Below are 25,122 nucleotides of genomic sequence, written 5' to 3'. Positions count from 1 at the left end.
CGCCGCGTCGCCTGCGCGCGGCGAATTTCACACCAGTGCCGCTCCAGTCCACGATCGATCGGGTGCAGCCGATGACCGGGATCGTGCTGTGGAACGACAACACATCCGACCTCGCCGCGCTCGGCGACGACGTGCAGTTGGAGTTCGCCTACTTCAAGTACAGCGATGTCGTCCGCGGGCCGGACGACTACGACTGGGCGCCGGTTGAAGCACGTCTGGCCTCGGCGGCTGCGCGCGGGCACCAGATGATCCTGCGGTTCCACGACACGTATCCGGGCCAGAGCACGGTCTCGGTGCCGGCCTACGTGGCCAATGCGCCGGACCACACGGTGTCGTATCCGGATGTCGAAGGACGCCGGACCTTTGTGCCGGACTGGCGCTCGGCCACGCTGCAGACCTTCATCCTCGAGTTCTACAGCCGGTTCGCGCAGCGCTACGATCTCGATGCACGTATCGCGTTCGTGCAGGTGGGTTTCGGGTCGTACGCCGAGTACCACCTGTGGGACGGGCCGTTGACGCTGGGCCGGACGTTTCCATCCAAGGCGTTCCAGCAGCAGTTCCTCGGGCATCTGTCAGACGCGTTCGTGGAGACGCCGTGGTCGCTGTCCATCGACGCGGCAAGCAGCACCTACTCGCCGTTCTCGACGGTGCCGGCGCTGCGGCAACTGCGCTTCGGCGTGTTCGACGATTCCTTCATGCATGAAACCCATTCGACGACCGACCAGGAATACAACCGCGCGTCGTGGCGGTTTTTCGGCGACCAGCGCGTGCAGACCGGACCGGCGGGCGGCGAGTTCAACTACTACAGCGAGTACGACCAGGCCCATGTGCTGGACCTGCCGGACGGGGCTTGGGGACGCAGCTTCGAATCCTTCGCCACGCAGTACCGCATCAGCTACATGATCGGCAACGACCAGCCGGCGTATCAGCCACGCGCACGCATCCGGCAGGCGGGCATGGCGACCGGGTACGCGTTCCGGGTCACGTCGCTGTCGAGCAATGGCGAGTGTGTGCGGATGACGGTGCGCAACGAGGGCGTGGCGCCGATCTATTACGACGCCTGGCCGACTGCAGATGGTCACCGGTTCAATACGTCGCTCAAGGGCCTGATGCCCGACACCGAGCTGACCGGCGAAGCGTGCATCGGTGCGCACGCGCGCGCGTCGCTGGATGTCGACATCGAAAGCGACCGTCTGGTGGCGGGCCAGCAGATCCAGTTCAACGCGGCATTGCCGTAGTCGCAACGTACGAATCTCCAAACAAAAACGGGCGCCTTGCGGCGCCCGTTCGGTGTCGCATCCGCCGAAGCGGATCGATCAGTAGCGGTAATGGTCCGGCTTGAACGGGCCTTCCACCGGCACGCCGATGTAGTCGGCCTGTTCCTTCGACAGCGTGGTCAGCTTTACGCCGATCTTCTCCAGATGCAGGCGCGCGACTTCCTCGTCGAGCTGCTTGGGCAGCAGGTAGACCTTGTTCTCGTAGCGGTCCTTGTTCGCCCACAGGTCGATCTGCGCCAGCGTCTGGTTGGCGAACGAGTTCGACATCACGAAGCTCGGGTGGCCGGTCGCACAGCCCAGGTTCACCAGGCGGCCGTCGGCCAGCAGGAAGATCGCGTTGCCGTTGCCGAAGACGTACTTGTCGACCTGCGGCTTGATGTTGATCTTCTCGACGTCCGAGATCGCATTGAGCGCGTCGACCTGGATCTCGTTGTCGAAGTGGCCGATGTTGCAGACGATCGCCTGGTCCTTCATGCCCTGCATGTGCTCGACCGTGATGATGTCCTTGTTGCCGGTCGTGGTGACGTAGATGTCGGCGCGGCCCAGCGTGGACTCGATCGTGTTGACCTCGAAGCCTTCCATCGCCGCCTGCAGTGCGCAGATCGGATCGATCTCGGTGACGACGACGCGTGCGCCGTAGGCCTGCAGCGACGCAGCGCAGCCCTTGCCCACGTCACCGTAGCCGCAGACCACGGCGACCTTGCCGGCCAGCATCACGTCCATCGCGCGCTTCAGACCATCGGCCAGCGACTCGCGGCAGCCGTAGAGGTTGTCGAACTTCGACTTGGTGACCGAGTCGTTGACGTTGATCGCGGGCACCAGCAGCGTGCCGGCCTGGGCCAGCTGGTACAGGCGGTGCACACCCGTGGTGGTCTCTTCCGACACGCCCTTCCACTCGGCGACGGTGCGGGTCCAGAAATCCGGACGCTCGCTGCGCACGCGCTTGAGCAGCGCCTTGATGACCTGCTCTTCGTGGCTGCCACCTGTGCTGTTGACCCAGCTGTCGTCACCCTTCTCGAGTTCAAAGCCCTTGTGGATCAGCAGGGTCACGTCGCCGCCGTCGTCGACCACCAGCTCGGGACCAATCAGGCCGCCCTTGCCGTCGGGGAAGCTCAGCGCTTCGAGCGTGCAGTCCCAGTACTCCTCGAGCGTCTCGCCCTTCCACGCGAACACCGGCGTGCCGGTCACGGCGATCGCGGCGGCGGCGTGGTCCTGGGTCGAGAAGATGTTGCACGACGCCCAGCGCACGTCGGCGCCGATGTCCTTGAGGGTTTCGATCAGCACCGCGGTCTGGATCGTCATATGCAGCGAACCGGTCACGCGCACGCCCTTGAGCGGCAGGGTGGCGGCGTGCTTCTTGCGGATCGACATCAAGCCCGGCATCTCGTGCTCGGCGATGTCGAGTTCCTTGCGGCCCCAGTCGGCGAGCGAAATGTCGGCGACCTTGTAATCGCCTTCGGTCGAGAAGGTCTTCAGATGTGCATTCATGGCAGGCTCCGTAGTGGAATGCGCCGCGCGCATTCGCGATTACGGGCGCCGTTCACAGGACACCGCGCCGAGCCTGGCCGTGCTCTCACGGTCGCAGCGCCCCTCGGCGAGGCGACCGCCATTCTATCGCAGCTGCATGACTGACGACCTGCTGCCGAATGCGGCCACCGCGCGGATCGCCCGCCGCGTCATGAACGGAAATTCAGGCTGCGGCGCCCGCCTCGGGTTTACCCCAGTAGGTCACCGCGGCCTGCATGCAAGACCATGTGCGGGCTGCGCAGTGCGCGGCGTCCATGAATCCGAAAAGGCGAAGCGCGTGAACATGCAGGTACACGATGGCGGCGGCTCGATTGCCCAGACACTGCCCACTCCGACGCTCGATCCCACGCGACACAACGTGGTCGCTGGCGAGACCGTCGCCACGCTCGCCGAGCGCTACATGGTCAGTCCCGAGGCGATCCACGCGGCCAATCCGCAGCTGGTCTCGCCGACCTCGCAGGGCGGTAATGCGATCCAGCCGGGCGATGTAATCGAGATCCCCGCCTCGCCGATGAGCGCCAGCGGCGACATTGACGGCGGCAGCGCGAATCACGCCACCACTGACGTCAAGATCAGCGCGAAAACGTCGGATGGCAGCATCACCTGGCAGCCCGACAGCCGGGCGTTGAAGCTGACCTCGGAGCAAGAGGCCGAGCTCGGCAACAACCGCGCCGAGGGCGCGCCGGCGAGCAGCCGTGGCGCGTCGATCAGTGTGGCCAGCGAGTCTTCGGTCGAACTGCAGCAAAGCCAGGACGACGGCAAAACCTCGTTCTCGGTGACCACCGGTTCGCAGATCAGCGTGTCGGGTGAAGCGAACGCGGGCGGGCGCGGCGGCGCCGAGGTCGAGGCCAGCGCCGCGACCGGTTTCGAGTCCACGTACAAGGTCACGCTGCCCGGCGAAGACCAAACCGTCGAAGCGGCAGCCGCGGTGAATCCATTCGATCCGACGACGATCCCGGTTGATGGCAGCGTCACCCTCGACAGCAGCGCGTTCACCGAAACCGCGCTCGCCGGCTCGTTCCGCATGATCGGCACCGAGACCAATATCAAGGCGTCCGACGGCGTGAGCTACACCGTCGAACGCGTAGATGAGGACACCGTGCGCGTGACCACCGGCCCGACCGAGACGATCAATGCATTCAACGGCGTCGGCCTGCGCGTGGGCGATCTGTCGGTGATGGCGGGTCGCGAAGACCAGTTGCACGGCGCCACACTGCAGACGGCCGAGTTCGACATCGCCAGCGTCGAAGGCCAGGCCGCGTATGCGCACTTCAACGCGACCGGCCAGGTCGCGCACGAGACGCCAGGCGTCGACAACGTCGCAACGGTTTCGCGCATCGATTATTCCTCGCAGACCCAGCTGCGCGCCGGCTTCGACCAGCTCAACATCGCGCTCGGCGGCCAGGCCAACCTCGGCAGTTCCGTGCAGGTGGAATACGCCGACGGCTCACGCGCGCTGACCACCGATCTGAGCTATGGCGGCAACGTGCCGTTGACGATCGAGCAGCGCTTCGACGCCGCCGGCAACGAACTGCCGGGCGAGCGCAGCTATGCGTTCGAACTCAGCACCGATCGACCGTCCTACAACTGGTTCGAGCGCAACATCCTCGGCCAGAACGAAGGCAGCGAAGAGCAGGCCAATGCCGAGCTTTTGAACTGGGCATTGACCGGCGGATTCGACGGCGGTGGTCCGGTCAGTGCGGGCGAAACGGTCACGCTGACCTTCAGCGAATCGCAGCTCGAAGCGCTGATCGGCCAGACCCGCGCGACGGTCGAAGGCGGACAGGGCATTGGTGGCGCGCACAGCGATCTGCGCGTGCTCGTCGAGGACTACAGCGGCAACCCGGTCAACAACACGATGGACTTCGCCGTGTCGCTGGCCCGCAATCTCGGCGGCGATCCCTACGGCTTCGCCGCGCGTCTGCAGACCATCTCCGCGGGCGCCGACGGCAACGTCGCCAACGACAGCTATGCACGTATCGATGCGGATGTGCAGTCGCACTAGGGCGTATCACCCATCCCGAGCGGGCGCGCGTAGGAACGGCCCTTCGGGTTGGGCCTGGCAAGGCGCCAGCCGGCGCCGCGCGGCTTGACCTGACGGCCAGTCAGGCACGGCGCCACGCAACACCGGCTGACGGCTTTTCAAACCCAACGCGACCTGCTCGGGGATGGATGACACGCCCTCATCCGCTGCACGGTTTGGCATCGATTGGATGTCAGGTTTGGGGGCCGCCTTCGGGCGGCCCCGTTTTTTGAGCGTCGCGGACAGGCGCATCGCCTGACGAAACCTGCGCTGCGGCGCAAGTCCCGTCGGTCCCGTCCCACGTGCGGCAGCCCGGCCCGAATCGGCGGTTATGCTCGACGACCCGTGTGCTTCCGGATCGCCTGCCGATGTCTTCCACGAGTCCCCGCTGCCGTCTCTCCGTCGTCGTCTCCGCCACGCTGCTCGCCGCGAGCCTGTCCTGGGGGGCGCCCGTGTTCGCGCAAGTCGCGAGTGATGGGCAGAGCGCGCACGCGTCTGCGGATACCGGCTACCAGCTGCCGCCCGAAGCGCTGCAGGCGATCGTCGATGCGCCGCGTCCGCCGCGCCTGCTGCTCAGCCCGCAGCGCGATCTGGTCGCGTTCCTGCAGACGCCGGCGCTGCCGAGCATCGCCGAAGTCGCGCAGCCTGAACTCAAGCTCGGCGGTATCCGCATCAATCCGAAGACGTATTCGACCAGCCGCGCGTCGTTCGTCACCGATCTGTGGCTCAAGCCGGTCGACGGCGGCGGCGAGCAGCGCATCGCCGGCCTGCCGGAGCCGCTGTCGCTGGCCTCGCTGCTATGGTCGCCGGACCAGCGCCACATCGCCTTCAGCCAGGTCGATGTGCGCGCTGGCGAAGTGCAGCTGTGGATCGTTGACGTCGCCACGCGCCAGGCGCGCCGCCTGCTCGCACAGCCGCTCAATGCCGTGGTCGGTAACGGCTTCGAATGGATGCCCGACAGCGCCGGCCTGCTGGTGCGCCTGCGGCAGCCGGGCGACCTGCCGCAGGACGATGGCATTCCCGCAGGCCCGAACGTGCAGGAAACCGGCACCGGTGGCACCGTGCAGCAGCTGCGCACCTATCAGGATCTGCTGCGCAGCGAGCAGGACGCGCGCGTGTTCGCGCACTACATGACCAGCCAGCTCGCGCGCGTGGCGCTCGACGGCACCGTGTCGCCGATCGGTGCCCCGGGCCTCACCACCAGCGCGACGACGTCGCCCGACGGCCGCCACATCCTGCGTCAGCAGATCGATCGTCCGTTCTCGTATCTGGTGCCGTATTCGCGATTCCCCCGTCGCATCGAGGTCGTCGGTCTGGACGGCAAGGTGCAGCACACTGTCGCGACGCTGCCGCTGGTCGAAGGTCTGCCGGTCGGCAACGATGCGGTACCGACCGGTAAGCGTTCGGTGGCCTGGCGCAGCGATGCGCCTGCCACGCTCGCGTGGGTGGAAGCGCAGGATGGCGGCGATCCGGCGCGCGAGGTCGCGGTGCGCGACATCGTCTACATGCAGGCCGCCCCGTTCCGCGGACAGCCGCAGGTGCTGGCCGAACTGTCGATGCGTTATGCAGGCATGCAGTGGGGCAGCGGCGATCTCGCACTGCTGAGCGAATACTGGTGGAAGACGCGGCGCATCCGCGAATGGCGCCTGCGTCCCGATGGCGGCGAAGCGGTGATGGTGCGTGACGGGTCTTACGAGGACCGCTACGCCGATCCGGGCATGGCGGTGACGATGCCCGACGCCACCGGCAACAGCCGCCTGCTGATCGCATCGGACGGCGACAGCATCTACCGCATCGGGGATGGTGCCTCCGAGGAAGGCGACCGCCCGTTTCTCGATCGCCAGAACCTCGCCGACGGCAGCACCGCGCGGCTGTTCCATTCGCAGGCGCCGTACTACGAATCACCGAGCGCGGTGCTCGATGCCGACGCGACGCGTCTGCTGACCTCGCGCGAGACCCAGACCGAGCCGGCGAACTACGTCGTGCGGAACCTGCAGGCCACCGCCGACGACGCGGCGCCGGTACCGCTGACCGCGTTCGAGCATCCCACGCCGCAGCTGCGCGACGTGCAGAAGGAACTCGTGCGCTTCAAGCGCAAGGACGGCGTGGATCTCACCGGCACGCTGTATCTGCCCGCCGGCTACGATGCCAAACGCGACGGTCCGTTGCCGATGCTGATGTGGGCGTATCCGGGCGAGTTCAAATCCGCCGATGCCGCCAGCCAGGTCACCGATTCGCCGCATCGCTTCAACGCGATCGGCTACTGGGGGCCGCAGGCGTTCCTCGCGATGGGCTATGCGGTGTTCGCCGACGTGTCGATGCCGATCATCGGCGAGGGCACTGCGGAACCCAACGACACCTACATCGAACAGCTGGTGGCGAGCGCCGAGGCCGCGATCGACGAGGCGGTGCGCCGCGGCGTCGCGGACCGTCGACGCGTCGCGATCGGCGGGCATTCCTACGGCGCCTTCATGACCGGCAACCTGCTCGCGCATTCGCGCCTGTTCGCCGCCGGCATCGCGCGCAGCGGCGCCTACAACCGCACGCTGACCCCGTTCGGTTTCCAGGCCGAAGAACGCAACTACTGGCAGGCGCAGGACACCTACCTGCAGATGTCACCGTTCAACTATGCCGGCGACATCAAGGATCCGATCCTGCTGATCCACGGCGAAGAGGACAACAACTCCGGTACATTTCCGATGCAGAGCGAACGCATGTTCGCTGCGATCAAGGGCCTCGGCGGCAACGCACGCCTGGTGATGCTGCCCAAGGAATCGCATGGCTACCGCGCGCGCGAATCGATCCTGCATATGCTTTACGAGACCAATGCCTGGCTCGACCAGTACGTGAAGAATCGTCCGGCAGAAGACGCGGCGCGCTGAGCATCAGAGCGTTGGAATTTCGCGCCTGACGCCTGACGCTTGACGACGTCTCTCGAACACCTCTCCCTTCGGGAGAGGTCGACGCGCGAAGCGCGTTGGGTGAGGACCGGGGCTCTACACAGAATCCGCCGAAGAACACCCGTATCCGCATTCCGGACACCTTCTACCCCGGCGGGCGCGTCGCCCCAAAGAAGAAGGGAAAGTGCGGGTTCTTGATTTCAGGTTTGGCTCGAGCTGAAACCTATCAGAGCGAGCAGACCGCAGCGTTCAAGCCCAGTCCGGCGTCGGCAGATCCGCCACTGCACTTCGCATGCTGTCGTTCCAGTGGTCGCGGATCGACTGCAGGTAGGCGTCGCCCTCTTCGAAGCGTTGCTGGATCTCGACCTTGAAGCTGTCGCGCTTGTAGACCAGCAGGTCGATCGGCGGGCCGACAGAGAGGTTGGAGCGGATCGTCGAATCGAACGACACCAGCGCGCATTTGGTCGCGGTGACCAGATCGGTGTGGTTGTTGATCACGCGATCCAGGATCGGCTTGCCGAACTTGATCTCGCCGGTCTGGAAGAACGGCGTCTCGCCCGCGCTTTCGATGAAGTTGCCTTCCGAGTACACGAGGAACAGACGCGGCGCTTCGTCGCGGATCTGGCCGCCGACGATGAAGGAGCCGCTCGGGTCGATGCCGCCGTCGCGCAAGTACGCTTCGTCGCGGCCGCGGATCTCGCGCATCGCATCGCCGACTACCTGCGCCACCTGGAACATCGACTGCGCATTGAGGATGCCGATGCGTTCGGGTTCGTGGCGTGCGCGATGCTCGAGCAGGTTGAGCACGTTCTGCGTCAGCGAGAGGTTGCCCGATGACAGCGTCACCACGACGCGTTCGCCGTCCTGCGCGAACACCCGCATCTTCCCGGCCCGCCGGATGTGGTCCACACCGGCATTGGTGCGCGAGTCCGAGGCCAGTACCAGGCCCTCGTCGAGGTTCAGTCCGATGCAGTAGGTCATGTCGTATCGCGATACAGCGCAACGGGCATTGTGCCCCGCGACGACGGCCAGTGACAGCTCAGGATGTCCGCTGCCATTGCGAATGGCGCAGAACCGGCGGTGCGACGGGCGCCGCACCGGTGGTCATGAACTGACGATGGATCTCGCTGCCGAGTTTCGACAGGCGCGTCATCGTGTCCTGCAGCCAGGATTCCATGCCGCCAGCGATGATCTCGTCGATGTGCGCGTAGCGCGCCTGCGCGGCCAGTGCGCCAGCCTGCCGGGCGACTTCAAGCGATTCACCGCCCGACAGTTGCTGGAGAATCTGATGGATCGCGCCGACGCAGGTCTGCAGCGAACGCGGGTTGTCGTCATTGAGCAGCATCAGCGCGGCCACGCCGGCCGGGCTGACCGATTCGCGGTACAGACGGCGGTAGGTCTCGAACGCCGACAGCGCCTGCAGCAGCGCGCTCCACTGGAAATACTGTGTGGCATCACGCGCTTCGCCGGTCTCGGGCAGTTCCTCGTCGCTGCTGATCATGTCGAGCAGGCGGATCGACCAGTCGGCGCGCTCGATGAAGGCGCCCATCTGAAGAAACTGATAGCCCTCACCGCGACCGAGCGTGCCGATCGTGATGCCGCGGAATGCGGCCGAGCGGGTCTTCACCCATTCCAGTGCGCTGCTCAAGCCGTCCTGGCGCAGCCGCGTCCGATCGAAGCGACGGATTTCGAGCCACGAGCTGTTGAGGTCCTCGTACATTTCCGCGGTGATCGCGACGCGCTGCGCACGTGCGTTCTCGCGCGCGGCGCGCAGGCAGCTGTAGATCGAGCCGGGGTTGTCGGGCGAGAGCAACAGGTGCTGCACGACGCTTTCAGCATCGATGCGGCCATGCGTCTGCTCGAATTCCTGCGCCGACCCCAGCGAGTCGAGTGCGCGGCGCCACGGCGCGGACTGTGCCTTGCCGCGATCCAGGCGCTCGGGCAGAAGCGCGATGCGCTGGGCCATGTCGAGCAGGCGCGCGGTGTTTTCGGCGCGCTCCATGTTGCGGGCCACCCAGTAGAGATCGTTCGCGGTGCGGCAGAGCATGGGTCAGCGCCTATTCGGATGGCCGGCACGCAATGCGCCGATGGACGTGTGTGCGCGGGCGATGGGACCGCAGCAAGCGGACATCGCGCGCCTCATGCCTCCATCACCCAGGTGTCCTTGGTACCGCCGCCCTGCGACGAGTTCACCACCAGCGAGCCCTCGCGCAGCGCGACGCGCGTCAGGCCACCGGGCACCACCTGGATACGGCGTCCGCTGAGGATGTAGGGCCGCAGATCGATGTGGCGCGGCGCCAGGCCGCTTTCGACATAGGTGGGGCAGGTCGACAGCGACAGCGTCGGCTGCGCGATGTAGTTGCCCGGATCGGCGAGGATGCGCGCCCGGAATTCCTCGATCTCCGCCTTGGTCGAGGCCGGCCCGACCAGCATGCCGTAGCCACCCGCGCCATGCACTTCCTTGACCACCAGTTCTGGCAGATGCTCGAGCGTGTACTTGAGGTCGTCCTTGTTGCGCAGCTGCCAGGTCGGCACGTTGTGCAGGATCGGCTCTTCGCTGAGGTAGTAGCGGATCATCTCCGGCACGTACGGATACACCGACTTGTCATCGCCGACGCCTGTGCCCGGTGCATTCGCCAGCGTCACGTTGCCGGCGCGGTAGGCGCCGAACAGGCCCGGCACGCCGAGCATCGATTCCGGGCGGAACACGGTTGGGTCGAGATAGTCGTCATTGATGCGGCGGTAGATCACGTGCACGCGCTGCGCGCCGCGCGTGGTCTGCGCGTAGACCATGTCGCCCTGCACGAACAGGTCTGCGCCCTCGACCAGTTCCACGCCCATCTGCTGGGCCAGGAACGCGTGTTCGAAGTACGCCGAGTTGGCCGCGCCCGGGGTCAGTACCGCCACCACCGGATTGTCGACATTCGAGGGCGCGCACTGGCGCAGGACTTCGAACAGGGCATCGGGATACTGCTCGACCGGCGCGATCTGCTGGCGGGCGAACACCTCAGGCAGCAGGCGCGACATCATCCTGCGGTTTTCCAGCATGTAGGACACGCCGGACGCCACGCGCAGATTGTCCTCCAGCACGTAGTATTCGCCGTCGCCGGCGCGCACCAGATCGATGCCCGAGACATGCGAATACGTATTGCAGGCAACCTTGAGGCCCTGCATTTCCTTGCGGTACTCGCTGTTGTCGAGCACCAGTTCGGTCGGAATGCGGCCGTCGCGCAGGATGCGCTGATCGCCGTAGATGTCGCCGAGAAACAAGTTCAGCGCATGCACGCGCTGGCGCAGGCCGGCCTCGAGCATCTTCCATTCGTGGGCCGGCAATACGCGCGGCACGATGTCGAACGGGATCAGGCGTTCGTTGCCCGATTCCTCGCCGTAGACCGAAAACGTGATGCCGACCCGATGGAACGAGATCTCGGCCTCGCGCCGCTTGTGCTCGACCTGCTCGTCAGGTGTGACCTGGCGCCAGTCCTCGAAACCGCGATAGTGCGGGCGGACGTGTCCGTCGGCATCGTACATCTCGTCGTAACTGGGCGGCATCGGGTGACAGGCTCCGTGAGCAGTGTGCGGGCGGATCTGTGCTGCACTGCACAGATAGCATGCGAACTTGGCGATGCACAACGGGTGACGGTGGCCGGCGCCCGGCCACAAAAAACGGGCCGCATGTGCGGCCCGTTCTTCGCAGTCTCGCAGTCGCGGCAGGCGCCGCGATCGGATCGCTTACTTCAGCTTCGCATCCGCGCGCAGCGCATCGGCGCGATCGGTCTTCTCCCACGAGAACGACGTCGCGCTGTGCGACGTGCCCGCACCGTCGGTGTAGCTGAAATCCTTCGGCTTGCGGCCGAAGTGACCGTAGGCCGCCGTCTGCTGGTACATCGGGTGGATCAGGTCGAGCATCTGGATGATGCCGTACGGGCGCAGGTCAAAATGCTTGCGGATCAGCTTCTCGATCTTCTCGTCCGGAATCTTGCCGGTGCCGAAGGTCGTCACCGAGATCGAGGTCGGCTCGGCCACACCGATGGCGTAGGACACCTGCACTTCGCAACGGTCGGCGAGGCCGGCCGCGACGACGTTCTTGGCGACATAACGCGCGGCGTAGGCAGCCGAGCGGTCGACCTTCGACGGATCCTTGCCCGAGAACGCACCGCCACCGTGGCGCGCCCAGCCGCCGTAGGTGTCGACGATGATCTTGCGGCCGGTCAGGCCGCAGTCGCCCACGGGGCCGCCGATGATGAACTTGCCGGTCGGGTTGATGTGGAACTTGGTGCCCTTGTGCAGCCACTTGGCCGGCAGCACAGGCTTGATGATCTCTTCGCGGACGGCCTCGATGAGATCCTTCTGCTTGATGCCCGGATCGTGCTGGGTCGACAGCACCACCGCGTCGATCGCGGTCGCCTTGCCGTCTTCATAGCGCAGCGTAACCTGCGACTTCGCGTCGGGACGCAGCCACGACAGGTTGGAATTCTTCTTCTTGCGGATCTGCGCCTGACGCTCGACGAGGCGATGCGACAGGTGGATCGCGGCCGGCATATAGCTGTCGGTCTCGTTGGTCGCATAGCCGAACATCAGGCCCTGGTCGCCGGCACCCTGCTGCTCGGGGTTCTTGCGATCCACGCCCTGGTTGATGTCGGGCGACTGCTTGCCGATCAGGTTCAGCACGCCACAGGTCTCGCCATCGAAACCGACGTCGGAGCTGTTGTAGCCGATGTCGAGGATCACCTTGCGGGTCAGCGCTTCCAGATCGATCCACGCGCTGGTCGTGACTTCGCCGGCGACGATCGCCACGCCCGTCTTGACCATCGTTTCGCACGCCACGCGGGCGCGCTTGTCCTGCGCGAGGATCGCGTCGAGGACGGCATCGGAAATCTGGTCGGCGATCTTGTCCGGGTGGCCTTCGGAGACCGACTCGGAGGTGAAGAGATAGCTGGACATCAGGCCTATATCCCTATATTCGGATGAAAAGATGGGCCGAAATGATACAGCGGCGGCCGCGGAAATGCATTGTGCCCTGCGGCGGATTGCACTGCGGTTAAGCGCGGCGCCGTGGTCCGGTCACCTGTCACGCCGCTGAAAACACACTGCAATGCGCGCGTCGCGGCGCGGGCACAGGCTGCGCCCATCCCGCTCGCACTGGCATTCCATGCTCCGGATCGAGGATCGCCTGCGGCAACGCTGGCCCGACTGGTTCCGAGGCCGCCGTGCCCGCATCACGCGCCCGCTGCTGCGCGGTATCGGCCGCTGGTCGCGCTTCGACACCATCGATGCTTTCCTCGCCGGCAGCGCCCATCTGTCCGGATTCGACTTCGTCGCTGCGTGCAGCGAGCACCTGGGCCTCCGTTTCGATGTGACCGACGCAGACGTCGCGCGCATCCCGGCGCGCGGCCGGCTGCTGGTGGTCGCCAACCATCCCTCAGGCGCACTCGACGCGCTGGCGCTGCTGGCCTGTATCGGGCGGGTGCGCCGCGACGTGCGCATCGTCGCCAACGACCTGCTGTCGACGGTCCAGCCGCTCGCGTCGCTGATGCTGGGCGTGCGGATTCTCGGCGGGCGGCCGACCGAAGCCAGCATCGCCGCGGTCGAAGCCGCCTTGCGCGAAGACGCCTGTGTGGTGATCTTCCCGGCCGGCGAAGTCTCGCGGCTCGGCCCGGGTGGGGTGCGCGATTCGCGCTGGCGTCGCGGCGTGCTGCGCTTCGTCCGCAGCACCGGCGCGCCGGTGTTGCCGGTCCGTATCGAGGCGCGCAATTCGCCGCTGTTCTATGGCGTCTCCGCGCTGTACCGGCCTGCGGGCACGGCGCTGCTGGCGCGCGAGATGTACGCGCGGCGCGCGCGGCCGCTGCGCCTGCGGATCGGCATGCCGCTGGCGTTGCCCGCGGACGGCGACGGCGACGCGGTGTTGCGCTCGCTGCGCCGGCAGCTCTATGCGATCGGCACCCGCCGCGAGGTCTGCGCCGAGGGCCAGGCGCCGCTGGCGCGTCCGGCATCGCCGGCACGTCTGCGTGCGGCAGTCGCCTCAACGGAGTGCCTGTGCGAACTCGGTGCCGGTCAGCAGGTGCGGTTGCTGCACGGCGACCTGCGCAATCCGCTGCTGCGTGAGATCGGCCGCCTGCGTGAGCTGACGTTCCGCCGGGTGGGGGAGGGCACCGGACGCGCCCGTGATCTCGACGCCTTCGATGCGCACTACGACCACATCGTGCTGTGGGACGACACCGCGGCGCGCGTGGTCGGTGCGTACCGCGTGGCGTGCGGCGCGGACGTGCTCGCGCACCGCGGACTCGACGGTCTCTACTCGGCATCGCTGTTCCGCTATGCGGATGCGGCGCTGCCGCGCCTGCAGGCCGGCATGGAACTGGGCCGAAGTTTCGTGGTGCCCGAGTGCTGGGGCGGGCGCGGGCTCGATGCACTCTGGCAGGGCATCGGTGCGTATCTGCAGCGTCATCCGCAGGTGCGTTGGCTGTACGGACCGGCGTCGATCAGCGCGGCCCTGCCGTGTGACGCGCGCGAGCAACTCGTCGCGTATTTCCAGCGCTACCACGCCGGCGATGGACTCGCGGTCGCGCGCCGGCCGTTCGCATTCGCAGGCGCCGCGCCTTCGTTCGGCGATTGCGATGCCGCAACCGCACTGACGCAACTCAAGGCCGGGCTGGCCGCGTTCGGTGCCAACGTGCCCACGCTGTATCGCCAGTACGTCGAGCTGTGCGAGCCGGGTGGCGCGCGCTTCCTCGCGTTCGGCGTCGATCCCGACTTCTGCAGTTCCGTCGACGGCCTTGTCGAACTGGACCTGCATCGTCTGCGTCCGCACAAGCGGCGCCGCTACCTGGGGAAGACCGACGCATGAGCCAGCCGACCCGACTGCCACCGCCGCGCCCGCATCACCGCGCGGTCTTCGTTTCCGACGTGCACCTCGGGGCCAAGCACTGCCATGCCGCGGAACTGGCTACGTTCCTCGATGGCCTGCGTTGCGACCGGCTATATCTGGTCGGCGACATCGTCGATCTTTGGTGGATGGCGCAGCGCCGCGCGCGCTGGGGTGCGCCGCAGATCCGCGTGGTCGAAGCGCTGCATGCCTTGCGTCGCGCCGGCACGACGATCGTCTATGTGCCGGGCAACCACGATCGCGCGCTGCGTCGCGTCTGCGGCCTTGCGCTGCCGGCAATGCAGGTGCGCCGGCGCACCGTGCACGAAACCGCCGACGGCCGCCGCCTGCTGGTCACACACGGTGACGACTACGACGCGATCACCCACTTCGGCGGCCTGCAGGAACGGTTCGGCGACTGGCTCTACTACCGCATCCTCACCGGCAACCAGTGGCTCAACCGCGCGCGCCGGCAGCTGGGCATGCGCTACTGGTCGCTGTCGGAATTCCTCAAGCAGCGCAGCGGCGCGACCGAGCGCTACATCGAACGTTTCGTGCAGGCCGGTCTCGACGACGCGCGCCGGCGTGGCCTCGACGGCATCGTCTGCGGTCACATCCATCGGGCGTCGCTGGTCGAACGCGACGGTCTGATCTACGCCAACGACGGCGACTGGGTCGAAAGCCTGATCGCGCTGGCCGAGGCGCAGGACGGCAGCCTGCGCCTGCTGTCGCATCAGGGCGAGGTGCTCGCGGCCCTGCCGGCGCGTGCCGCAAAACTGCCGGTCGAACCCGTGCCGCGCGCGGCCTGAGGCATCGCCGTCGTGTGGTCGACTGCTAGCATCGGCGGATGGATTCCCTGACCCAGATCGTGCTCGGCGCTTCGGTCGCCGCCGCCATCGTGCCTGCCGCCCATCGTCGTGCCGCGCTCGCGGCCGGTGCCGTGCTCGGCACCCTGCCGGACCTCGACGGCATTCCGATCGCGCTGATGACCGACGACCCGGTGCTGCGCATGACCCTGCATCGCGGGCTCACACATTCGCTGCTGGTGCTGCCGCTGATCGCCGCTGCCATCTGGTGGCTGTTCAAGCGCTTCGGCAAGGGCCGCGTCGCCGAGTCGCCGGTGCGCTGGTTCTGGGCGATCGCGCTGGCGCTGGTCACGCATCCGCTGCTCGATGCGTTCACCGTCTACGGCACGCAGCTGTGGTGGCCGCTCACGCCACCGCCGGCGATGTGGTCCAGCGTCTTCATCATCGATCCGCTGTACACGGTGTGGCTGCTGATCGGCGTGCTCGTCGCCGCGTGCGCCGGTCCGCGTCTGATCGCCGGTCGGCTGATCGCCGCCGGGCTCGTCTTGAGCACGGCGTATCTGGGCTGGTCGTTGGTTGCCAAGACTGTGGTCGACCGCGAGGCCGATCGCGCGCTGGTCGCCATGGGCCTGGGCGATGCACCGCGGTTCTCGGTGCCGATGCCGGCCAACACAGTGCTGTGGCGCGTCGTCGCGATGACCGAAGACGGCTACGTCGAAGGCTTCCGCTCATTGGCGGCCGATCGTGGCCCGATGCAATTCGCCGCGTATCCCTCCGATACCGCCGCGCTGCGCAAGAACGCGGGCCTGCCCGCGGTGCAACGACTCGCGTGGTTCAACCACGGCTTCATGGGCGCGGCTGTCGTCGACGACAACCTGCAGCTCAGTGATCTGCGCATGGGCAATGAGCCGGACTATTTCTTCCGCTTCAATGTGGCGCAGCGCACCGGTGACGGCTGGACCTCGATCCCGCCGACGCAGGCGCCGATGACGCGCGACATCGCGTCGACGTGGAACGGCACCTGGGCGCGCATCTGGCATGAGCCGGCAGCGCCTGGCCTCGAAACGGACGGGACAGTCGGCAGTCACTGACACTTCGCAGGATGGGTAGAGCGCAGCGAAACCCATCGAACGGCATGTCAGTGCTGAGAGGTATGCCATCGCAGCTGCGGTGATGGGTTTCGCTGCGCTCTACCCATCCTACCGGCAGGCTCAAGCCGCGAGCGTTGGCCGGAGGTCGCCGGCGACCAGCGCATCGAAATAATCGCGGGTCAGCGCGAGTTGCGCGTCGGCGGTCTCGGCGCGATTGACCACACTGCGGAAGGCCGCGTTCTCCGGGCGATCCTTGGCATACCAGCCCAGATGCTTGCGTGCGATGCGCACGCCGGACGTCTCGCCGTAGAACGCGTGCAGCGCTTCGAGATGGCCGAGGAGGATGTCGCGGATCTCGGTCAACGTCGGCGGCTGCAGATGCGTGCCGGTGGCGAGAAAGTGCGCGATCTCGCGGAAGATCCACGGCCGGCCCTGCGCGGCGCGGCCGACCATCACCGCGTCGACGCCGGTGTGTCGCAACACCGCCAGCGCTTTCTCCGGCGAATCGATGTCGCCGTTGGCGAGGACGGGAATCGTCAACGCGGCCTTGATTGCGGCGATCGTGTCGTACTCGGCGGTGCCGGTGTAGTGCTGGTCGCGGGTGCGGCCGTGCACGGCGAGCGCGGCGATGCCGGCGTCCTGCGCGATGCGCGCGATGGTCGGCGCATTGCGGTGCTCGGCGCACCAGCCGGTGCGGATCTTCAGCGTCACCGGCACGTCGACCGCGCGCACCACGGCGTCAAGAATGCGTGCGACCAGCGCCTCGTCCTGCATCAGCGCCGACCCGGCCCAGGCATTGCAGACCTTCTTCGCCGGGCAGCCCATGTTGATGTCGATGATTTGCGCGCCGTGGTCGACGTTGTAGCGCGCGGCATCCGCCAGCATTGCCGGCTCGGTGCCCGCGATCTGCACGCCGACCGGCGCCGGTTCGCCGTCGTGATCCATGCGCCGCAGCGACTTCTCGGTCTGCCAGAAGCGCGGATCGCTGATCGTCATCTCCGACATCGCCAGGCCCGCGCCCAGCTGCTTGCACAACTGACGGAACGGCTTGTCGGTGACCCCGGCCATCGGGGCCAGGACCACGTTCGGTTCGATGCGGTAGGGACCGATCTGCATGCCGCTATTGTCGCTTATCGGCGAAATCCGGCTCTCGCAGCCGATCCGGGTGTTCAGCCGCCGGCGGCGAGCCGCGGCATCGCCAGTGCGGCGCCGACATGCTCGGTCGACAGGCCGGCGTAGCGGTTGGCGAAGCGCACGTGTTCGGCGAACGGGTGTGCGTGCGCGGCGGCATAGGCGGCGGCGAGGGCGCCGTTGAATGCATCGCCGGCGCCGGTGGTGTCGACCGGCTCCACCTTGTCGGCGGCCACGCGATAGAACGGCGCGTCGTCGCCGCGCAGCAGGTCTTCGCGGTGCGAGACGAACGCGCCGGCAGCGCCGAGCGTGATCACCACGGTGCCACGCGGCAGCAGGGTGCGGCACAGGCGATGCAGCTGCGCGTCGAGCGTGCCGGCAATCGCGTCGCTGTCGATGCGGTGGCTGGTGTGGCGTTCCAGCAGCGCGGCGAACTCGGTTTCGTTCGGGGTGAGGATGTCGGCCGCGGCCAGCAGTTCGCGTAGGCACTGCGCGTTCGCCGGTGCCGGGTTGAGCATGGTGATCGTGCCTGCGGCGCGTGCCAGACGCATCGCTTCGAGCACGCTGTCGAGCGGCGATTCGAGCTGCGACAGCAGTACACGTGCGCCGGCAAGCGCGGCAGCCTGACGGCCCAGCCACGAGACGCTGAGATCGGCATTGGCGCCGGCGCCGATGACGATGGTGTTGTGGCCGGCTTCGTCGACATAGATGCCGGCGGTGCCGGTGGGCTGGCTGCTGTCGTGCACGCGCAGGTCGATGCCGTCGGCTTCGGCGAGTGCGCGCGCCTGGCGGCCGCCGTCGTCATTGCCCAGCGCGCACAGGAAGCCCGTGTCGGCGCCCGCGCGCGCGGCCGCGATGGCCTGGTTGAAACCCTTGCCGCCGGGACCGGTGTGATAGCGCCCGCTCAGCGTTTCGCCCAGTCGCGGCAGCGTGGCGCAGTTCCAGACATGGTCGACATTGAACGACCCGACGACGACGACATGACTCACGCGAATAATCCGATCAGGCGCCGACGTAGGTCAGCACGCCGGCGATGGTGGCCGTCATCAGCGTGGCGATCGTGCCGCCGAGCACCGCACGCAGGCCGAAGCGCGCGAGGTCCTGGCGACGGTCGGGGGCGAGCCCGCCGATGCCGCCGATCTGGATCGCGATCGAGCTGAAGTTGGCGAAGCCGCACAGCGCGTAGGTCGCGATCAGGCGGCCCTGCTCGCTGAGCACCACGCCGTCGACGCGGCCATTGACGATGTCGGCCAGCTGCAGGTACGCGACGAATTCGTTGATGACGATCTTCTGGCCGATCAGCGAACCGACCACCGAGGCGTCTTGCCACGGGACGCCGATCAGCCAGGCGATCGGGGCCAGCACGAAGCCGAAGATCGTCGCCAGGTTGGTCGGCTTGCCGATCGCCTCAGCCAGACCGGTGACCTCGCCGATCCACTCCAGCGGGTAGTTCACCATCGCGATCAGCGCGATGAAGGCCAGCAGCATCGCGCCGATGTTCAGCGCCAGACGCAGGCCGTCGCCGGCACCCGCGGCCGCGGCGTCGATGATGTTGCTGGTGGTCTTCTCGACCTCCATCTTCACCGTGCCGCGGGTCAGCGGCTCACCGGTTTCGGGAATCAGGATCTTGGCGATCACCAGCGTGGCCGGCGCGGCCATGATCGACGCGGCCAGCAGGTGCTTGGCGTAGAACGCCTGCTCTTCCGGATTACCGCCGCCGAGCATGCCGACATATGCGGCCAGCACGCCGCCGGCGATGTGCGCCATGCCGCCGATCATCATCGTGATGAGTTCGGACTCGGTCATGCGCGAGATATAGGGGCGCACGGTGAGTGGCGCTTCGGTCTGTCCGATGAAGACGCTGGCGCAGACGCTGGTGGTCTCGGCGCCCGACACGCGCATCACCTTGGTGATCGCCGAGGCCATGACCCGCACGATGAACTGCATGATGCCCAGGTGGTACATCACGCCCATCAGCGCGGCGAAGAAGATGATCGTCGGCAACACCTGGAAGGCGAAGATGAAGCCGTAGGTCTCGATGTTCATCAGGCTGCCGAAGATGAACTCCGAACCGGCGTTGACGAACGAGAGAATCCTGACGAAGCCGTGGCCGAGCGCGTCGAACACCTCGCGGCCACCCGGCACGCGCAAAACGACGGCGGCAAATGCGATCTGCAGGGTCACGCCGGTGACGACCAGCTTCCAGTCGACCTTGCGCTTGTTGTTGGAGAACAGCCACGTGATCGCGAGCAGCACGGCCAGTCCGAACAGGCCGAAGCCGATCCGCGTCAAGTCATCCATCATGGCCCCCGGGCCCTTCGCCAAGTCGCGCAGCCTAGTGCAGCGGGCCGGCCCGGGCAACCACAGCACCTGTGAAAACGCCGTCGTTCAGGCGTCACGTGCTTCCACGCGGTTGCGGCCGCCGCGCTTGGCCTGCTGCAGGCGGCGGTCGGCGACGCCCAGCAGGGCGGACACGTCGCCGCCGTCGGGCGGAAACGCGGCGAGCCCGGCACTGAAGCTCAGCGCCAGCGGGCGCCCGTCGCGATCGACCACCAGTGATTCGGTGCACATGTCGCGTCGCAGCCGGTCCAGCCGCTCCCAGGCGCTGCCGGCCGGACAGCGCAACAGCAGCACGAACTCCTGTCCACCGATCCGCGACAGCGACTCGTCGTCCTCCAGCATCGTCTGCAGACGCAACGCGATACCGCGGATCGCACGGTCGCCGGCACGCGGACCGGCATCGGCGTTGATCCGGCGGAAGCCGTCGAGGTCGAGCAGGGCCAGCGTCAGCGAGCGCCCTTCGCGGCGCGAGTCGGCGAGTTGCCGCGGCGCGTGCTGCAGCAGCCAGGCGCGGTTGGGCAGGCCGGTCAGGCCGTCGCGGCCGGACAGATCCACCAGCCGCTGCATGCGATAGACCACCGCGCAGGCGACCACCGTCATCATCGCCAGCAGCAGGAGACGCTCGACCTGTCCGGCGACCGAGGCCACGCCGTAACCGAGTGACGCCGGGCGCGCTTCGCCGGTGCCGGCCATCAGCGCGATCGCCAGCACCGCGTACTGCACGACTGCCAGCCCGCCCACATACAACGCCAGACGGCCGTCATTGCGCAGCGCTGTGAGCGCGATCGCCAGCATGTAGAAGTTCCACACCACCACGCTGTTGAGCGCGGCCGCCGGCTCGCGGGTCGCCAGCAGCACCAGCACCAGCGTGGTCATGCTGATGTCGTAGCTGGCGGTGGCGTAGGGCAGCCAGGGATGTCGACGTTGGCGCCGCGCGAGCGCGAGCCAGACCTGGGCCATCAGATTGGCGAACACCGCCAGGGCAAGTCCGACGACGACGGTGCGGGTACCGTGGCCGCCGATCGCGGCGATCAGCGGTAGCAGCAGGATCAACAAGGAGAGCGCGGCGCGAACGCGCGCGACCATCAGTTCGCCGCCGGCGCCGAGTTCGAGCATCACCTCGTCGGCGCGGCCGAACAATGTGGCGACGACGCCCTGCCGGGTGCGTTGCGGTGCGCGCATCGAGACGGTCCCTGTGGCAGCTGCGGCAGCATAGCGCGGGCGGTGGCCGGTGGACGGCGGGCATACTTCCGCATTCCGACCGTTCCAGGAGTTCCCATGCAGTACCGCCGCCTCGGCTCGTCCGGCCTGCAGCTGTCCGCGTTGTCGTTCGGTGCCTGGGTCACCTTCGGCAGCCAGGTCGGCCGCAGTGAAGCGCGCAACCTGGTCGCGGCCGCGTGGGACCACGGCGTCAATTTCTTCGACAACGCCGAGGGCTATGCGAATGGCGCGGCCGAAGAGGTCATGGGCGACGTCATCGCCGATCTGCGCCTGCCGCGCGACGGCTACTGCGTGTCGAGCAAGGTGTTCTTCGGTGCGTCCGCCGATCCGCGGCCCACGCAGCGCGGCCTGTCGCGCAAACACGTGCGCGATGCCTGCGACGCGGCGCTCAAGCGCCTGCGCGTCGAGCACCTCGATCTGTACTTCTGTCATCGGCCCGATCCCGATACCCCGGTCGCCGAAACCGTGTGGGCGATGGATGCGCTGATCCGCCAGGGCAAAGTGCTGTATTGGGGCACGTCCGAATGGCCGGCGGCGCTGATCCGCGAGGCCGCGCAGATCGCACGCACCCACCATCTACACGGCCCGACGATGGAGCAGCCCGAGTACAACCTGCTGCGCCGTGAGCGCGTGGAGCTGGAGTACGCACCTTTGTATGCAGAGCTCGGACTCGGCACGACGATCTGGTCGCCGCTGGCGTCCGGCCTGCTGACCGGCAAATACGCCGACGGCGTGCCGGCCGACAGCCGCCTCGCGCAACCGCAACTCGAATGGCTGCAGGGCAGCGTGCTCGGCGACGCGAACGCCAACCGTATCGGGCGGGCAGGGCGCTTCACCGCGCTCGCCGCCGAACTCGGTGTGGCGCCGGCGCCGCTGGCGATCGCGTGGTGCCTGACCAATCCGCATGTCTCCACCGTGCTGCTGGGCGCGAGCCGGGTGTCGCAACTGCTCGAGAATCTGCAGGCGCTTGAGTTGCTCGGGCGCTTCGACGAGAGCGTGTGGCGGCGGGTGGAAGCGGTCACGGCGTGAGAGCGCACTCGTGAAGAGTGCTTACGCGCATAAATACGCGCGGCTTGGCTTTAAGCCCTCCCTCGCTTGCGGGGGAGGGTTGGGTGGGGGCGAACCGTCGGCTCCCGTTGATGTCTGGGTCGTGCACTGACCACTCAGCATCGCGCTTTACTTCTGATCGCGCTCGAGGTCGGTTGATCTCGCTCTGAGCGTTTGCCCCCACCCAACCTCTCCCGCAGGCGGGGGAGGAGCAGATGCGTCTCAAGCGTGTGGGATCTCCAAATCACATCCACTCTTGACTAGCGAATGAGAATCACTATCATCGAAATCCCCAATCGGAGGATTCCGACATGCGCGTGTCCCAGCTCCAGGATGCATCCGCTCCCCACGACGCCCACGACGCCGGCAACGTCCATCCGTTGACCCGCGCCCCCGAGGTCATCGAACTCAACAGCGTGCAGTTGCTGCGCGGCCAGCGCGAACTGCGCATCCGTCACGGCAACGATATCTACCGTCTGCGCCACACCCGCAACGACAAGCTGATCCTCACCAAGTAAACCGCTTTCGCGCGTCGCCGCCCGGTTCTGATGGATCGTGCGGGCGACGCGCCGTGTAGCCCTCCCTCTCTCCAGAGGCTGCCCGCCCGCGCGATCCTCCCCCGCGCCCGCCAGCTCGCCGATCTCCTTTTCGCGAGCGCCCATGCGTCCCAACCTGCTGTCCGCCTCCCTGGCCCTGTGCCTGTCGTCCACCGCCGCCGTCGCCGCACCCGAAGGCGCGCCGCGCGAATTCGACCAGATCGTCGTCACCGCCACCCGTACCGAACGGGCGATCAGCGATGTGCCCAATACGGTCGATGTCATCGATCGCGCGCGCATGGACACGCTACTGGTGCGCGACATTGCCGATCTGTTCCGCTACGAGCCCGGCATCACCGTCGGCAGCAGCTTCGGCCGCTTCGGACTCAACGACATCCGCATCCGCGGCCTCGGCGGCAATCGCGTGCGCATCCAGACCGACGGCATCGCGGTGCCGGACGCGTTCGCGATCGGCAGCTTCTCCAGCGCCAACCGCAACTTCGTCGATCTCGAAACGCTCAAGCGCGTCGAAGTGGTGCGCGGGCCCACGAGTTCGTTGTACGGCTCCGACGCGCTAGGCGGCGTGGTGTCGTTCGTGACCAAGGATCCGTCCGACTATCTGCGCGACGGCGACACCGCGCATTTCGGCGCCAAGATCGGATTCGAGAGTGCGAACGAAGGCCTGTTCGCCGGCGCGACGGCTGCCTTCGCTGGCGAGCGCTGGTCGGGCCTGGTCGCGGTCAGTCATCGCCAGGGCAAGGAAACCGAGAACATGGGCGAGATCGGCGGGGCCGGCAGCGCCCGGACCCTGGCCAATCCGCAATCGTTCAACGGACGCAGCGTGCTCGGCAAGGTGGTCTTCGCACCCAGCGAAATGCAGCGCTTCAAGTTGACGCTGGACGCCACCGAAGACGACATCGACACGGATGTCCTCACGTCTTACGGTCTGCAGGCACTGACCGGTGCTACCAACACCCAAGTGCTCGGCGACGACCACCAGTCGCGCGCACGCATCACCTTCGGGCACGAACTCGATGGCCTGTCGTCGGCGCTGGCCGACAGCGTCGATTGGCAGGTCTACCGGCAGGACAGCCGCACCCGGCAGGACAGCGTCGAAGTGCGCCGCGTGCCGTCAGCCGGCACGGTGATCCGCGATCGGCGGGAGCGTGAATTCCATTTCGACCAGCGCAGCGTCGGCCTGCAAGCGAACGCGCGCAAGGCGTTCGAGACCGGAAGCGTGCAGCACGCGATCGCCTACGGAATCGATGTGGAACGCACCGAGACGAAGCAGAAGCGCGACGGTCGCCGGATCTTCCTCGATACCGGTGTGGTCACCAACGTCATGCTGCCTGACGTGTTCCCGGTGCGGGATTTTCCGGTCAGCGATACCACCAAGGCGTCGCTGTACGTGCAGGACGAGATCGCCTTCGCCGATGGCGTGTTCCGCCTCGTGCCGGCGGTGCGCGTCGACCATTACCGGCTGGAACCCAAAGTCGATTCGATCTTCCGCGAGGACAACCCGGCCACGCAGGTCGCCGACCTCCAGGAGACCAGCGTGTCGCCGAAGCTCGGCTTCGTGTGGAAGTTCGCTGATGCCTGGTCGCTGTACGGCGGTTACGCCCGCGGCTTCCGCGCGCCGCCCTACAACGACGTCAATATCGGTTTCACCAATTTCCAGTTCGGCTATACGGCAATCCCGAATCCGGATCTGAAATCGGAAACCAGCGACGGCCTGGAGCTGGGTCTGCGCTACTCGGGCGACGCCGCCTACGCCAGCCTCAGCACCTACTACACGCAGTACGACGACTTCATCGAGTCGACGCGTTACACCGGCATCGATCCCGTGTCCGGGTTGATGGTCTACCAGTCGCAGAACATCGCCGACGCGCGTATCCGCGGCGTCGAGTTCAAGGGCGGCGTGTACTTCGACAGCTTCGCCCCGGCACTGGCTGGATGGTCGCTGCGGGGCGCGGCGGCGTGGTCGCGTGGCGAGGACCGCACCACCGGTGAGGCGCTGACGAGCGTGGACCCGCTGACCGCGACACTCGGCGTCGCGTTCGACCAGACAGCATGGGGCGCCGAACTCGCGGGCCGCTTCGTCGGCCGTCGTGATCGGCTGCCGACAGCGCCGGCCGGCAGCACCTACTTCGAAAGCCCCGGCCATGCCGTGCTCGATCTCTATGCGCACTGGAATTTCGCGCCGGGCACGCGCCTCAACGCCGGCGTGTTCAATCTCGCCGACCGCAAGGTCTGGCAGGCGGGACTGGTGCCGTTGATCGCGGAAACGAGCGCCACGCTCGATCGCTACACCGCACCGGGCCGCAACGTCGCGGTCAGCCTATCGGTCGACTTCTGACC

At 67.0% G+C, this 25,122-nt stretch carries 18 protein-coding genes and 1 riboswitch; of the genes, 9 read left to right on the top strand and 9 right to left on the bottom strand.

Features of this window, described 5'->3' with window-relative positions; all coding sequences use genetic code 11:
- Positions 1 to 71 precede the first annotated feature (71 nt).
- A complete protein-coding gene (locus tag ACZ9YD_RS14220) occupies positions 72 to 1,238 on the top strand; it encodes a hypothetical protein (protein ID WP_465075919.1) in 1,167 nt (388 codons plus the stop codon).
- Positions 1,239 to 1,316: 78 nt separating this feature from the next.
- Here the strand turns inward: ACZ9YD_RS14220 and ahcY are convergent, their stop codons facing one another.
- Positions 1,317 to 2,765 (bottom strand): adenosylhomocysteinase, encoded by a 1,449-nt coding sequence (ahcY, locus tag ACZ9YD_RS14215; RefSeq protein WP_465075918.1) that lies wholly within the window; start codon positions 2,763 to 2,765, stop codon positions 1,317 to 1,319.
- Positions 2,766 to 2,801: 36 nt separating this feature from the next.
- Positions 2,802 to 2,876: riboswitch (S-adenosyl-L-homocysteine riboswitch) on the bottom strand.
- Between the two features lie 211 nt (positions 2,877 to 3,087).
- On the opposite strand from ahcY, the gene ACZ9YD_RS14210 reads away from it, so the two are divergent.
- Positions 3,088 to 4,809, top strand: a complete 1,722-nt coding sequence (locus ACZ9YD_RS14210) for a LysM peptidoglycan-binding domain-containing protein (RefSeq protein ID WP_465075917.1) — start codon at positions 3,088 to 3,090, stop codon at positions 4,807 to 4,809.
- A 386-nt stretch (positions 4,810 to 5,195) separates the two neighbouring features.
- On the top strand, positions 5,196 to 7,709 hold the full coding sequence (locus tag ACZ9YD_RS14205) for an alpha/beta hydrolase family protein (RefSeq protein WP_465075915.1): 2,514 nt from the start codon (positions 5,196 to 5,198) through the stop codon (positions 7,707 to 7,709).
- A 267-nt stretch (positions 7,710 to 7,976) separates the two neighbouring features.
- Here the strand turns inward: ACZ9YD_RS14205 and ACZ9YD_RS14200 are convergent, their stop codons facing one another.
- From ACZ9YD_RS14200 to metK, 4 genes are all read right to left on the bottom strand, one after another.
- Entirely contained in the window at positions 7,977 to 8,708 is a 732-nt protein-coding gene (locus tag ACZ9YD_RS14200) for a proteasome-type protease (RefSeq protein WP_465075914.1), read from the bottom strand.
- Positions 8,709 to 8,766: 58 nt separating this feature from the next.
- Positions 8,767 to 9,774, bottom strand: coding sequence for an alpha-E domain-containing protein (locus ACZ9YD_RS14195; protein ID WP_465075913.1), 1,008 nt, complete (start codon positions 9,772 to 9,774; stop codon positions 8,767 to 8,769).
- A 92-nt stretch (positions 9,775 to 9,866) separates the two neighbouring features.
- Positions 9,867 to 11,279 (bottom strand): circularly permuted type 2 ATP-grasp protein, encoded by a 1,413-nt coding sequence (locus tag ACZ9YD_RS14190; RefSeq protein WP_465075912.1) that lies wholly within the window; start codon positions 11,277 to 11,279, stop codon positions 9,867 to 9,869.
- A 180-nt stretch (positions 11,280 to 11,459) separates the two neighbouring features.
- Positions 11,460 to 12,671 carry a methionine adenosyltransferase gene (gene metK, locus ACZ9YD_RS14185; protein WP_465075911.1) on the bottom strand — a complete coding sequence of 404 codons (1,212 nt, stop codon included), beginning with the start codon at positions 12,669 to 12,671 and terminating at the stop codon, positions 11,460 to 11,462.
- Positions 12,672 to 12,879: 208 nt separating this feature from the next.
- On the opposite strand from metK, the gene olsF reads away from it, so the two are divergent.
- Genes olsF through ACZ9YD_RS14170 form a run of 3 tightly spaced genes read left to right on the top strand, consistent with a single transcriptional unit; the run spans position 12,880 to position 16,489 of the window.
- Positions 12,880 to 14,574, top strand: coding sequence for a bifunctional ornithine lipid synthase OlsF (gene olsF, locus ACZ9YD_RS14180; RefSeq protein ID WP_465075910.1), 1,695 nt, complete (start codon positions 12,880 to 12,882; stop codon positions 14,572 to 14,574).
- Entirely contained in the window at positions 14,571 to 15,401 is an 831-nt protein-coding gene (locus tag ACZ9YD_RS14175) for a UDP-2,3-diacylglucosamine diphosphatase (protein WP_465075909.1), read from the top strand. Before olsF ends, ACZ9YD_RS14175 begins: the two co-directional genes overlap by 4 nt.
- Before the next feature lie 38 nt (positions 15,402 to 15,439).
- Entirely contained in the window at positions 15,440 to 16,489 is a 1,050-nt protein-coding gene (locus ACZ9YD_RS14170) for a metal-dependent hydrolase (RefSeq protein ID WP_465075908.1), read from the top strand.
- Positions 16,490 to 16,609: 120 nt separating this feature from the next.
- Here the strand turns inward: ACZ9YD_RS14170 and dusB are convergent, their stop codons facing one another.
- The 4 genes from dusB to ACZ9YD_RS14150 all read right to left on the bottom strand — a co-directional run bounded on the left by dusB (position 16,610) and on the right by ACZ9YD_RS14150 (position 21,142).
- Positions 16,610 to 17,605 (bottom strand): tRNA dihydrouridine synthase DusB, encoded by a 996-nt coding sequence (gene dusB, locus ACZ9YD_RS14165; RefSeq protein WP_465075907.1) that lies wholly within the window; start codon positions 17,603 to 17,605, stop codon positions 16,610 to 16,612.
- A 53-nt stretch (positions 17,606 to 17,658) separates the two neighbouring features.
- Positions 17,659 to 18,609: a ribokinase gene (locus ACZ9YD_RS14160; protein ID WP_465075906.1), complete on the bottom strand. Its 951-nt coding sequence runs from the start codon at positions 18,607 to 18,609 to the stop codon at positions 17,659 to 17,661.
- A 13-nt stretch (positions 18,610 to 18,622) separates the two neighbouring features.
- A complete protein-coding gene (locus ACZ9YD_RS14155) occupies positions 18,623 to 19,924 on the bottom strand; it encodes a NupC/NupG family nucleoside CNT transporter (RefSeq protein ID WP_465075905.1) in 1,302 nt (433 codons plus the stop codon).
- Positions 19,925 to 20,008: 84 nt separating this feature from the next.
- Entirely contained in the window at positions 20,009 to 21,142 is a 1,134-nt protein-coding gene (locus tag ACZ9YD_RS14150; protein WP_465075904.1) for a GGDEF domain-containing protein, read from the bottom strand.
- 96 nt (positions 21,143 to 21,238) lie between these two features.
- Here ACZ9YD_RS14150 and ACZ9YD_RS14145 point away from each other — a divergent pair, with 96 nt between their 5' ends.
- The 3 genes from ACZ9YD_RS14145 to ACZ9YD_RS14135 all read left to right on the top strand — a co-directional run bounded on the left by ACZ9YD_RS14145 (position 21,239) and on the right by ACZ9YD_RS14135 (position 25,120).
- Positions 21,239 to 22,210 carry a potassium channel beta subunit family protein gene (locus tag ACZ9YD_RS14145; RefSeq protein WP_465075903.1) on the top strand — a complete coding sequence of 324 codons (972 nt, stop codon included), beginning with the start codon at positions 21,239 to 21,241 and terminating at the stop codon, positions 22,208 to 22,210.
- Positions 22,211 to 22,539: 329 nt separating this feature from the next.
- Positions 22,540 to 22,746 carry a hemin uptake protein HemP gene (gene hemP, locus ACZ9YD_RS14140; protein ID WP_465075902.1) on the top strand — a complete coding sequence of 69 codons (207 nt, stop codon included), beginning with the start codon at positions 22,540 to 22,542 and terminating at the stop codon, positions 22,744 to 22,746.
- 142 nt (positions 22,747 to 22,888) lie between these two features.
- Complete coding sequence (locus ACZ9YD_RS14135) at positions 22,889 to 25,120, top strand: TonB-dependent hemoglobin/transferrin/lactoferrin family receptor (protein WP_465075901.1); 2,232 nt, start codon at positions 22,889 to 22,891, stop codon at positions 25,118 to 25,120.
- Positions 25,121 to 25,122 lie beyond the last annotated feature (2 nt).

The sequence above is a fragment of the Luteimonas sp. AC640a genome (assembly GCF_979256585.1).
The sequence above is the reverse complement of the archived record's forward strand: the minus strand, read 5'-3'. Positions and strand labels throughout refer to the sequence as shown.

Coding starts and splice junctions, on each gene's coding strand:
- ACZ9YD_RS14205 (WP_465075915.1), top strand. CDS start 5,196: ATGTCTTCCACGAGTCCCCGCTGCCGTCTCTCCGTCGTCGTCTCCGCC.
- ahcY (WP_465075918.1), bottom strand. CDS start 2,765: ATGAATGCACATCTGAAGACCTTCTCGACCGAAGGCGATTACAAGGTC.
- ACZ9YD_RS14210 (WP_465075917.1), top strand. CDS start 3,088: ATGCAGGTACACGATGGCGGCGGCTCGATTGCCCAGACACTGCCCACT.
- ACZ9YD_RS14200 (WP_465075914.1), bottom strand. CDS start 8,708: ATGACCTACTGCATCGGACTGAACCTCGACGAGGGCCTGGTACTGGCC.
- ACZ9YD_RS14175 (WP_465075909.1), top strand. CDS start 14,571: ATGAGCCAGCCGACCCGACTGCCACCGCCGCGCCCGCATCACCGCGCG.
- ACZ9YD_RS14150 (WP_465075904.1), bottom strand. CDS start 21,142: ATGCGCGCACCGCAACGCACCCGGCAGGGCGTCGTCGCCACATTGTTC.
- ACZ9YD_RS14155 (WP_465075905.1), bottom strand. CDS start 19,924: ATGATGGATGACTTGACGCGGATCGGCTTCGGCCTGTTCGGACTGGCC.
- olsF (WP_465075910.1), top strand. CDS start 12,880: ATGCTCCGGATCGAGGATCGCCTGCGGCAACGCTGGCCCGACTGGTTC.
- hemP (WP_465075902.1), top strand. CDS start 22,540: ATGCGCGTGTCCCAGCTCCAGGATGCATCCGCTCCCCACGACGCCCAC.
- ACZ9YD_RS14220 (WP_465075919.1), top strand. CDS start 72: ATGACCGGGATCGTGCTGTGGAACGACAACACATCCGACCTCGCCGCG.
- ACZ9YD_RS14135 (WP_465075901.1), top strand. CDS start 22,889: ATGCGTCCCAACCTGCTGTCCGCCTCCCTGGCCCTGTGCCTGTCGTCC.
- dusB (WP_465075907.1), bottom strand. CDS start 17,605: ATGCAGATCGGTCCCTACCGCATCGAACCGAACGTGGTCCTGGCCCCG.
- ACZ9YD_RS14170 (WP_465075908.1), top strand. CDS start 15,440: ATGGATTCCCTGACCCAGATCGTGCTCGGCGCTTCGGTCGCCGCCGCC.
- ACZ9YD_RS14190 (WP_465075912.1), bottom strand. CDS start 11,279: ATGCCGCCCAGTTACGACGAGATGTACGATGCCGACGGACACGTCCGC.
- ACZ9YD_RS14195 (WP_465075913.1), bottom strand. CDS start 9,774: ATGCTCTGCCGCACCGCGAACGATCTCTACTGGGTGGCCCGCAACATG.
- ACZ9YD_RS14145 (WP_465075903.1), top strand. CDS start 21,239: ATGCAGTACCGCCGCCTCGGCTCGTCCGGCCTGCAGCTGTCCGCGTTG.
- metK (WP_465075911.1), bottom strand. CDS start 12,671: ATGTCCAGCTATCTCTTCACCTCCGAGTCGGTCTCCGAAGGCCACCCG.